Annotated in this window: 13 protein-coding genes; 6 read left to right on the top strand and 7 right to left on the bottom strand. The window is 63.7% G+C overall.

Going from position 1 to position 9,108, the window contains the following annotated elements; all coding sequences use genetic code 11:
- The first annotated feature begins 111 nt into the window (after positions 1–111).
- Positions 112–357 (top strand): hypothetical protein, encoded by a 246-nt coding sequence (locus B5M41_RS21355; RefSeq protein ID WP_134650693.1) that lies wholly within the window; start codon positions 112–114, stop codon positions 355–357.
- Between the two features lie 106 nt (positions 358–463).
- On the opposite strand, the gene B5M41_RS21350 is transcribed toward B5M41_RS21355, so the two are convergent.
- Both B5M41_RS21350 and gatB read right to left on the bottom strand, forming a co-directional pair.
- Entirely contained in the window at positions 464–958 is a 495-nt protein-coding gene (locus B5M41_RS21350) for a GNAT family N-acetyltransferase (RefSeq protein WP_134650694.1), read from the bottom strand.
- A 65-nt stretch (positions 959–1,023) separates the two neighbouring features.
- Positions 1,024–2,526 (bottom strand): Asp-tRNA(Asn)/Glu-tRNA(Gln) amidotransferase subunit GatB, encoded by a 1,503-nt coding sequence (gene gatB / locus B5M41_RS21345; protein WP_134650695.1) that lies wholly within the window; start codon positions 2,524–2,526, stop codon positions 1,024–1,026.
- Positions 2,527–2,655: 129 nt separating this feature from the next.
- On the opposite strand from gatB, the gene B5M41_RS21340 reads away from it, so the two are divergent.
- The 4 genes from B5M41_RS21340 (at position 2,656) to B5M41_RS21325 (ending at position 4,895) form a co-directional block, all read left to right on the top strand.
- Positions 2,656–2,961 (top strand): DUF1294 domain-containing protein, encoded by a 306-nt coding sequence (locus B5M41_RS21340; RefSeq protein WP_134650696.1) that lies wholly within the window; start codon positions 2,656–2,658, stop codon positions 2,959–2,961.
- 55 nt (positions 2,962–3,016) lie between these two features.
- A complete protein-coding gene (locus B5M41_RS21335) occupies positions 3,017–3,460 on the top strand; it encodes an RrF2 family transcriptional regulator (protein WP_134650697.1) in 444 nt (147 codons plus the stop codon).
- Between the two features lie 83 nt (positions 3,461–3,543).
- Positions 3,544–4,440, top strand: coding sequence for an NAD(P)/FAD-dependent oxidoreductase (locus B5M41_RS21330; RefSeq protein WP_134650698.1), 897 nt, complete (start codon positions 3,544–3,546; stop codon positions 4,438–4,440).
- A 197-nt stretch (positions 4,441–4,637) separates the two neighbouring features.
- Positions 4,638–4,895, top strand: coding sequence for a YjhX family toxin (locus tag B5M41_RS21325; RefSeq protein WP_134650699.1), 258 nt, complete (start codon positions 4,638–4,640; stop codon positions 4,893–4,895).
- Between the two features lie 33 nt (positions 4,896–4,928).
- On the opposite strand, the gene B5M41_RS21320 is transcribed toward B5M41_RS21325, so the two are convergent.
- The 5 genes from B5M41_RS21320 to B5M41_RS21300 form a co-directional block, all read right to left on the bottom strand.
- Positions 4,929–5,441: a GNAT family N-acetyltransferase gene (locus B5M41_RS21320; RefSeq protein WP_134650700.1), complete on the bottom strand. Its 513-nt coding sequence runs from the start codon at positions 5,439–5,441 to the stop codon at positions 4,929–4,931.
- Between the two features lie 183 nt (positions 5,442–5,624).
- The gene (gene gatA, locus B5M41_RS21315; RefSeq protein WP_134650701.1) at positions 5,625–7,106 is read right to left on the bottom strand and encodes an Asp-tRNA(Asn)/Glu-tRNA(Gln) amidotransferase subunit GatA; all 1,482 of its coding nucleotides are present in this window, start codon (positions 7,104–7,106) and stop codon (positions 5,625–5,627) included.
- 18 nt (positions 7,107–7,124) lie between these two features.
- Complete coding sequence (locus B5M41_RS21310) at positions 7,125–7,589, bottom strand: GNAT family N-acetyltransferase (protein ID WP_134650702.1); 465 nt, start codon at positions 7,587–7,589, stop codon at positions 7,125–7,127.
- Between the two features lie 3 nt (positions 7,590–7,592).
- Positions 7,593–7,880, bottom strand: coding sequence for an Asp-tRNA(Asn)/Glu-tRNA(Gln) amidotransferase subunit GatC (gene gatC, locus B5M41_RS21305; protein WP_134650703.1), 288 nt, complete (start codon positions 7,878–7,880; stop codon positions 7,593–7,595).
- A gap of 105 nt (positions 7,881–7,985) precedes the next feature.
- Entirely contained in the window at positions 7,986–8,690 is a 705-nt protein-coding gene (locus B5M41_RS21300; protein WP_134650704.1) for a metal-dependent hydrolase, read from the bottom strand.
- A gap of 112 nt (positions 8,691–8,802) precedes the next feature.
- Between B5M41_RS21300 and B5M41_RS21295 the strand changes: the two genes are divergently transcribed.
- Positions 8,803–9,099 carry an alkylphosphonate utilization protein gene (locus B5M41_RS21295; protein ID WP_134650705.1) on the top strand — a complete coding sequence of 99 codons (297 nt, stop codon included), beginning with the start codon at positions 8,803–8,805 and terminating at the stop codon, positions 9,097–9,099.
- The last annotated feature ends 9 nt before the right edge of the window (positions 9,100–9,108 follow it).

The raw sequence follows: 9,108 nt of genomic DNA, 5'->3' as shown, positions 1-9,108 counted from the left end.
GAACCTGAAGTCCGGCTCTGCCGTCAACATCCTGCTCAACGCAGACAACAACCAGCCGCGCGCCGTTCTGGCCCGCTGAATTTCTCACGTCCAAACACAAAGGTGATTAAAATGAACACTGTAGCTCTCTCCACCGCCGCCCTCGCCCTCCTCGTTGCCGGCTCGGCTTCCGCAGCATCGCTGAGCGGCATCGTTCAGGATTACGATGCCCGCACCGGCGTCATCCGCCTCCAGGACGGCAAGAGCGTCGCCCTGCCCGTGAGCGTCCCGGTTCCGGCAAACCTGACGTCCGGCGCTTCGGTCAACATCCTGCTCAACGCAGACAATAACGAGCCCCGCGCCGTTCTGGTCCGATAATATCGTCAAAGCCTGACATCATGCCGAAGCGGCCCGCCACCCGAAAGGACGGCGGGCCTTCATGTATTCGGCGCCTGGCGGTTGCCGCGAAGGCTTCGCCCTTTCCTTAGAAATCGAGCCGCTTTTCCAGAATCAGCATGGCAATTCCCGCCGCAAAGTCATCGACTGTTTCGCCGATGGTCGCAAAACCCAAGCGTTCGAAAAACGAAACGGCCAGAAGATTGTCCTTCTCGACGTGAAGCCGCATCGTCTCGGCATCGGGAAAGCAGGTTTCGAGTTCCGCGAACATGTCGCGGCCAATGCCCTGGCGCTGGTAATCCGGCAGGACATAAAGCTGGTGAAGAACGGCCGTCTTCGGCCGGTCCTCCGCCATGGCGGCATAGCCCATGCCGGCGAAGGCCTTGCCATCATCGGCGACGACGAATTCGCTGTCCTTGCGCGCGAGCCGTTCCTTCAGCGCCGGCACGGAATGCCGGCGCGCGTTGATCTCACTCACCTTGTCGGTGCCGTAGAGCGCGTCATAGGTCGCATGCCACGTCGCCGACAGCAGTGCGCTGACTTTCGCCAGGTCGCGTTCCGAGACCGTGCGGACGAAGAACATGGTCGTTTCCTTGTTTTGAAGCCATTCCGGAGGGAAAACCGCTTCACACTTTTCCTGGAATTGCCTCAGTCCTCGATACCGAGCTTGGCCTTGACCAGGGCCTGAACGGCCTGCGGGTTGGCCTTGCCGCCCGTCGCCTTCATGACCTGGCCGACGAACCAGCCGGCAAGCGTCGGCTTGGCGAGAACCTTGGCGACCTGATCGGGGTTGGCGGCGATGATCTCGTCGACCGCCTTTTCGATGGCACCGGTGTCCGTCACCTGCTTCATGCCGCGCGCTTCGACGATCTCGGCGGGGCTGCCGCCCTCGTTCCAGACGATTTCGAAGAGGTCCTTGGCGATCTTGCCAGAGATGGTGCCATCCTTGATGAGATCGATGATGCCGCCGAGCTGATCGGGGGAAACGGGGGTCTCTTCAATGTCCTTGCCGGCCTTGTTCAAGGCGCCCAGGAGGTCGTTGATGACCCAGTTCGCGGCGATCTTGCCGTCGCGGCCGGCCGCCACGGCCTCGAAATAATCGGCGATCGCCTTTTCGGAGACGAGAACCGAGGCGTCATAGACCGAAAGACCGAGATCCTTGACGAAGCGGATCTTCTTGTCGTCGGGCAGTTCCGGCAGATCGGCCAGAAGCTTGCCGACGAATTCGTTGTCGAACTCCAGCGGCAGCAGGTCCGGATCGGGGAAGTAGCGATAGTCGTGCGCGTCTTCCTTGGAGCGCATGGAGCGCGTCTCGCCCTTGCCGGGATCGAACAGGCGCGTCTCCTGGTCGATGACGCCGCCATCCTCGAGAATGCCGATCTGGCGGCGGGCTTCGTATTCGATCGCCTGGCCGATGAAACGGATGGAGTTGACGTTCTTGATCTCGCAGCGCGTGCCGAAGGGCTCGCCGGGCCGGCGCACGGAAACGTTGACGTCGGCGCGCATGGAGCCCTCGTCCATGTTGCCGTCGCAGGTGCCGAGATAGCGCACGATCGAGCGCAGCTTCGTCATATAGGCCTTGGCCTCGTCAGACGAACGCATGTCCGGCTTGGAGACGATCTCCATCAGCGCCACGCCCGAGCGGTTGAGGTCGACATAGGACATGGTCGGATGCTGGTCGTGCATCGACTTGCCGGCGTCCTGCTCCAGATGCAGACGCTCGATGCCGATCTCGATATCCTCGAAATTGCCCTGGCGATCCGGGCCGAGCGAGATGACGATCTTGCCCTCGCCGACGATCGGGTCCTTGAACTGCGAGATCTGGTAGCCCTGCGGCAGGTCGGGATAGAAGTAATTCTTGCGGTCGAAGATCGAGCGGTGGTTGATCTCAGCCTTCAGGCCAAGACCGGTGCGCACGGCCTGCTTGACGCATTCCTCATTGATCACGGGCAGCATGCCGGGCATGGCCGCGTCGACGAGCGACACATTGGCATTCGGCGCCTTGCCGAATTCCGTGGAGGCGCCGGAGAAGAGCTTCGAATTCGAAAGAACCTGTGCGTGCACCTCCATGCCGATGATGACTTCCCAGTCGCCGGTGGCGCCGGGGATCAAGCGTTTGGGATCGGGAGTGCGGACGTCGACGAGGGTCATTTTAGGCTCTTGCTGTGGTGTCTTCGGTGTTGTCTCGGTAGAACATATGGGCAGGCGGCGCAAGGATTTCAGCGGATGCCGCCGGCCTTCATTAGCCGGCCGGCAAGGTTGTGCGGGTAAAAGCGCGCCATGGGCACGCGGGCAACACTTCTGATCATCTTCCTCCTCTTCAACGTCGTGACGTTCTGCGTCTACTGGTGGGACAAGGAAGCCGCGCGCGACGGCCATCGGCGTGTTTCCGAAGCACGCCTGCTGCAACTCGCCTTCTTCGGCGGCAGCCTCGGCGCCTTCGCGGCGCAACGGTTGTTGCGGCACAAGACCCGCAAGGAGCCCTTTCGCACGATGCTTCTCGCGATCCTGATTCTGCATGCAGCGCTGGTCCTCGCGGCGCTGATCTTCGGTGCCGACCTCCAACGGCTGTTGCTCGCCGGCTGACATCCTATCCCGCCGCTTCTTGACATCCATCATAATTCGTAACTATTATTGTTACATGAAAAGGAACAGCCGTCTTTCTGCCGTGCTTCATGCACTCATGCATATGGCCGAACGCGAGGAGCCGATGACCTCGGACGATCTCGCGCGCTGCCTCGATACCAACGCCGTCGTCGTGCGCCGCACCATGGCCGGGCTTCGTGATGCCGGGATCGTGCAATCCGGCCGCGGCCATGGTGGCGGCTGGCACTTCGCCAGGCCGCTCGCCGAAATCTCGCTGCTCGACATCTACAATGCACTTGGCGAGCCGATCGTCTTCCAGATCGGCCCGGCGACGGAGATGCCGGGTTGCGTTGTCGAGCAATCCGTCAACCGGGTGATCGGCGACGCGCTGAAGGATGCGGAAGCCATCCTGATGGCGCGCTTTGCCGGCACGACGCTGGCCGACCTTGCCGCCGATTTCCGCGCGGCGGCGAAACGCTGCCGGACCGACACCGGCTAAAGGCAGCCACTTCCCTGGCATCCCTTCGAACGCCCGGTACATGCCGGGTGAAGGATGCCGCACGCTCACAGGAAAGGACGATCATGACCGAAGATGCCATCATCATCGGCGGGGGCTTTGCCGGCCTGTCCGCTGCCATGCAGCTCGCCCGCGCCCGTCGCCGCATCACCATTCTCGACACGGGGCTGCCGCGCAACCGCTTCGCCGCCCGCTCGCACGGCTTCCTCGCCCAGGACGGCAGGCCGGGGGGCGACATCCTCGCCGATGCCCGCCGCCAGCTTGCGGCCTACGAGACCGTCACCTTCCGCGATGCGCCGGCCGAACGGCTGGAGGGCGAAAGAGACGCCTTCTTCGTCGTCGCTGGCGATGGTGCACGCATCGACGCGCGGCGCGTGCTGCTCGCCACCGGTTTCGAGGACCAGCTCCCGGATATTCCCGGCCTTGCGGAGCGGTGGGGCACGACGGTGCTGCATTGCCCCTACTGCCATGGCTACGAAGTGGGCGGAGGGGCGGTCGGCGTCCTGGCACGCACATCCGACGCCGCGCGCTTTGCGGCCGTGGTCGCCGACTGGGGCGATGTGACGCTCTTCACCAATGCGGTACCGGAGCCGGACGAAAAGGATCTGGCCGTGCTCGAGGCACGCAATGTGAAGCTGCGACCCGGCCGCGTGACGGCCGTCGCGGATGGGCCGGGCGGCATGCTCGCCGTCGAAACGGGCCCCGGCATTCCCACACTGGTCAAGGCGCTGTTCGTCAGTCCGGAAGCCCGCGTGCGCAGCGACATCCCGCGGGATCGCGGCCTCGAACTGAAGCAAACGCCGATCGGCAACATCCTCAAGACCGACGATACGGGACAGACCTCCCTGCCCGGCCTCTACGCCGCCGGTGACATCGCGCTTGGCGCAGCCAATATCGCGCTTGCCTCGGCCAACGGCGTGAAGACCGCCGTCTTCCTGCATCACTCGCTGATCTGGTCGTGACGTTGACGATGGAAGATGTCGGATTTATCTAAGGGACATCCGCAAATGGAGTCTTGATGTCCAACTCGTCTGAGTCCCGCTAGAGACCCTGTCCGCAGCTTTTGCGCACAGGGTCGGAAAAACGATGAACCCTGCCACCAGCCGGTGGCGGAACGTTTTTTCGCGTTCGTTCGAACGCCTGACGGATTCCCACGACAATGGACATTTCCCGCGCAGAACAGCGCATTCTCCACCTGCTCGCCCAGGGCGGCAGGATCGACATCGAAAAAGACGAGAACCGCAAGATCATCGCCGTCGCCTGCATCACGCGCGACGGATGGCGGGCGAGCGGGCTCGACCTCGATCTTTTCCGCAAGCTGAAACGCCGGCGCTGCATCGCGTCTTCCGGCGGCAGGCCCTACCGCATCACGCAACGAGGGCTTGAGCTCGTGCGATCGCAACTTGACAACCAGTGACAGGACGGAGGCGCGGCGAAGGCCGCGCCTCCTTCAAAACCCGCCCGGCCCGTAGCCGACCGGGAGATCGGCGACGAGCTGGCGGCGTAGCCCGATCGATTCGACATTGCGATCGAGACGCGGCGAATAGTCGACGGAAAGCCAGTTCACCGAATAGCCATGCTTCTGGAAGAAGGCGACGGCAGCGATGTTGCGCGCGTGGGTCTGCAACCGGGACGCCTCGAACCCAGCGGCGACGATTTCCGCCTCCATCGCCGCCAGCAGCGCGGTCCCCAATCCCTTTTTCTGTTGGAGAGGATCGATCCAGAGGTCGCTGATCTCGTCGTCGAGCGCCTCGCGCGCCGCCCAGCCCGCGGGCGCGCCATCGGTTTCGGCCACGCTGACATGCAGCCAGTGGCCCGACAGGAACTGCTCGAAGGCGTTGCGCGCATGGTCGCGCCGGACCTGGAGATCGGCGACCCCGACCACGGCCTGCTCCCACGCCCTCGTCCCGATTTCGACGAGCGCCGCGACATCGCCTTCCCGGGCATTGCGAACCATGACCATGCGCCAGACCTTTCCCCGGCACGATGAAAGCACCGTTGGCGTGAGTCGGCGAGAGACCGGCGGCGGCTATCCACGACGATGATCCGCCCGAAACGACACCGCCCGGCACATGGCCGGACGATCCTTACTTGTCGCGAAGCTGGGCGAGGTCGTTCATCAGACCTGCTGAGGGCTACCTGCCGCTTACCACCACTTGGCCGGCGTGAAGCGGCCGGCGGCCTGCTCGATGACGTGGGCCGTCCGGAACAGGCTCTCCTCGTCGAAGGGCTTGCCGATGAGCTGGAGGCCAAGCGGCAGGCCCTTGTGGTCGAGGCCGGCGGGAACCGTGAGGCCCGGCAGGCCGGCCATGTTCACCGTCACCGTGAAGATGTCCTGAAGGTACATCTTGACCGGATCGGACGCGAGTTCCTCGTCGGCGATGCCGAAGGCCGACGACGGGGTCGCCGGCGTCAGGATGGCGTCGACACCGGCATTGAACGCCAGTTCGAAATCACGCTTGATCAGCGTACGTACCTTCTGGGCCTGCAGGTAATAGGCGTCGTAGTAGCCGGCCGACAGCACGTAGGTGCCGATCATGATGCGGCGCTTCACTTCCGTGCCGAAGCCGGCGGCGCGCGTCTTCTCGTACATGTCGACGATGTCCTTGCCGTCGACGCGCAGGCCGTAGCGCACGCCGTCGTAACGGGCTAGGTTCGACGAGGCCTCGGCGGGCGCGACGATGTAGTAGGCCGGCAGGGCATATTTCGTATGCGGCAGGGAGATATCGACGATTTCGGCGCCGGCATCCTTCAGCCAGGCGATGCCCTGCTGCCAGAGCGCCTCGATCTCGTCCGGCATGCCATCGACGCGGTATTCGCGCGGGATGCCGATGCGCATGCCCTTCAGCGACTGACCGAGGGACGCTTCGTAATCCGGCACCGGCCGGTCGACGGAGGTCGTGTCCTTGGCGTCGACGCTCGCCATCGACTTCAGCAGGATCGCGGCGTCGCGCACGTCGCGGGCGATCGGGCCGGCCTGATCGAGCGAGGAGGCGAAGGCGACGATGCCCCAGCGCGAGCAGCGGCCATAGGTGGGCTTGATGCCGACGGTGCCGGTGAAGGCCGCCGGCTGGCGGATGGAGCCGCCCGTATCCGTCGCGGTCGCGCCGGCGCAGAGGAAGGCTGCAACGGCCGCCGCCGATCCGCCGGAAGAACCGCCCGGCACGAGATCGGCGTTGGAGCCGTTTGCGCGCCACGGGTTCTTCACGGCGCCGTAATAGGAGCTTTCGTTGGACGAGCCCATGGCGAACTCATCCATGTTGAGCTTGCCGAGCATGACGGCGCCATCGTTCCAGAGGTTCTGGGTGACGGTCGATTCGTATTGCGGCTTGAAGCCGTCGAGGATGTGGCTGCAGGCCTGCGTGTGCACGCCTTCGGTCGCAAACAGGTCCTTGATGCCGAGCGGGATGCCTTCGAGCGCACCGGCCTTGCCTTCGGCGATGCGGGCGTCGGAAGCCTTCGCCATCTCGCGTGCCTTTTCCGGCGTCACGGCGACATAGGCGTTGATCGCCGGATTGGCCGCCTCGATCGCGGAAAGATACGCGTCCGTCAGCTCGACCGCCTTGATCTCCTTGGCGGAGAGCTTTTCGCGGGCTTCGGCAATGGTCAGGCGGGTCAGGTCGGTCATTGGTGCGGTCACTTCAGGTCAGGCAGCACGAAGCTGCTTTTGATAGAATACGGAATAGGGTGAATCCGGGTAGTCGAGCACGGGGCCGCAGCGGGTAAAACCCGCCTTCTCATAGATCGCCCATGCCGCCGGATGCTGGTCGCCCGTTTCGAGCACGAGCGTTTCCAGCTCCTCCCGTTCGGCGGTCTCCAGGATCTTGTCGAGCACAGACCGGCCGACGCCTTGTCCCTGCCAGGCCGGCCGGGTGAACATGCGCTTCACTTCGCCCACCATATCGGAATGGCGCTTCAGCGCGCCGCAGCCGATCGCGGCGTCGCCGTCGCGTGCGATCCAGACCTTCACCGTGGGATCGGCCATCTCCTCGACGGTGAGGTTATAGCACGCCTCCGGCGGCGACAGCGCAAGCAGCACCGTGTTCAGCTCTGCGATCAGCGTGCGAACCTCATCCGTAAGCGGGCTTTCGACGTCGATTGTGACGGTCAAGGATTACTCCACAACCTTCGGAACCTGGAAGAAATTGCGGTCGGTGGCCGGGGCGTTGGCGACGATCGCATCGGCCTTGTTGCCGTCGTTGACGATGTCCTGGCGCTTGCGCATCTCCATCGGGGTGACTGAGGTCATCGGCTCGACGCCCTCGACATTCACCTCGGACAGCTGTTCGACGAAGCCGAGGATACCGTTGAGCTCGCCGGTCATGCGGTTTGCCTCTTCTTCGCTGACGGCGATGCGGGCAAGGCGCGCAACGCGCTTTACGGTGGCTAGATCTACGGACATGGACGGTCTCCGGTGGGAAATTTCCCCTTCGCTATAATGACCAAGCCCAAGGGGCGCAACGGGGGAATGGCCGGTTCCACGCCCCCTCGCCCGATTTCCCGCCGCTCAGCGCGTGACGACGCCACCGACCTGCGGCACCTCGATGCGGGTGGATGCACCCTCCATGGCCTGCACGAAAAGGTCCGCCGTCTGGTCGATGATGCCGAAGGAACCGTAATGGCAGGGAATGACGGTGCCGAAGGTGAAGAAGCGCTGGCAGGCGAGTGCCGCCACGGCACCGCCCATGGTGAACCGGTCGCCGATCGGCACCAGGCCGATTTCCGGCTGGTGCAGCTCGTTGATCAGCGCCATGTCGGAAAAGATATCCGTATCGCCCATGTGGTAGAGCGTCGGCTCGTCCTCGAAATGCAGGACCAGGCCGTTGGCGCTGCCGAGCGAGTGGGAGGTGCCGTCCTCGGTGATCTGCGCCGACGAATGCAGCGCATTGACGAAGGTTGTCGAAAAGCCGTCGAAATGCACGGTGCCGCCGGTATTGCCCATATCGATATTCTCAACCCCCTTGGCGCCGAGCCAGGTTGCGAGATCGGCATTGGCGAGCACGGTCGCGCCGGTTTCCTTCGCGATCCCGATCGTATCGCCGACATGATCGCCGTGGCCGTGGGTCAGCAGGATATGGGTGAGGCCGGAAACGGCGTCCTTGCGCGTCGCCTCGTCGAAGGCGGGATTGCCGGTGAAGAACGGGTCGATGAGGATCTTCGCCTTCGCCGTTTCGATGCGGAAAGCCGAGTGGCCGAGCCAGGTGATTTTCATGGGAAGTCTCCGGTTTGGATTCGTCACGCAATATAGTCGGCGCGAAGGCCGTTTCCATCCGCCGCCGGATCGTTATAAGCGTGGCGCTCATGATTTGAAGAAGGAGTTCGCCGTGAGCGACGACGATTACATCTATGACGAAGCGACCGGCGAATGGCGCCCGGCTTCGGAGATCGCAGCGGAAAAGGCTGCGCAGAGCGTCGTACACGACGCCGCCGGCAATGTGCTGGCGGATGGCGATTCGGTCGTGCTCATCAAGGACCTGAAGGTCAAGGGTGCGGGCCAGACGCTGAAGCAGGGAACGGTGATCCGCTCGATCCGCCTGACGGACAACCCGGAAGAAATCGACTGCCGGCATGAAAGCATCCGCGGCCTGGTGCTGCGCACCGAATTCGTCCGCAAACGCTGAGAGGCTGCC

It is taken from the genome of Shinella sumterensis (assembly GCF_004514425.2).
Taxonomy (GTDB): Bacteria; Pseudomonadota; Alphaproteobacteria; order Rhizobiales; family Rhizobiaceae; genus Shinella; species Shinella sumterensis.
Note: the sequence above shows the minus strand (reverse complement) of the source record. Positions and strands in the feature narration are given on the sequence as shown.

Excerpts from the sequence above, each read along its gene's own strand:
- B5M41_RS21355 (WP_134650693.1), top strand. The coding sequence starts at position 112 with ATGAACACTGTAGCTCTCTCCACCGCCGCCCTCGCCCTCCTCGTTGCC.
- B5M41_RS21350 (WP_134650694.1), bottom strand. The coding sequence starts at position 958 with ATGTTCTTCGTCCGCACGGTCTCGGAACGCGACCTGGCGAAAGTCAGC.
- gatB (WP_134650695.1), bottom strand. The coding sequence starts at position 2,526 with ATGACCCTCGTCGACGTCCGCACTCCCGATCCCAAACGCTTGATCCCC.
- B5M41_RS21340 (WP_134650696.1), top strand. The coding sequence starts at position 2,656 with ATGGGCACGCGGGCAACACTTCTGATCATCTTCCTCCTCTTCAACGTC.
- B5M41_RS21335 (WP_134650697.1), top strand. The coding sequence starts at position 3,017 with ATGAAAAGGAACAGCCGTCTTTCTGCCGTGCTTCATGCACTCATGCAT.
- B5M41_RS21330 (WP_134650698.1), top strand. The coding sequence starts at position 3,544 with ATGACCGAAGATGCCATCATCATCGGCGGGGGCTTTGCCGGCCTGTCC.
- B5M41_RS21325 (WP_134650699.1), top strand. The coding sequence starts at position 4,638 with ATGGACATTTCCCGCGCAGAACAGCGCATTCTCCACCTGCTCGCCCAG.
- B5M41_RS21320 (WP_134650700.1), bottom strand. The coding sequence starts at position 5,441 with ATGGTCATGGTTCGCAATGCCCGGGAAGGCGATGTCGCGGCGCTCGTC.
- gatA (WP_134650701.1), bottom strand. The coding sequence starts at position 7,106 with ATGACCGACCTGACCCGCCTGACCATTGCCGAAGCCCGCGAAAAGCTC.
- gatC (WP_134650703.1), bottom strand. The coding sequence starts at position 7,880 with ATGTCCGTAGATCTAGCCACCGTAAAGCGCGTTGCGCGCCTTGCCCGC.
- B5M41_RS21300 (WP_134650704.1), bottom strand. The coding sequence starts at position 8,690 with ATGAAAATCACCTGGCTCGGCCACTCGGCTTTCCGCATCGAAACGGCG.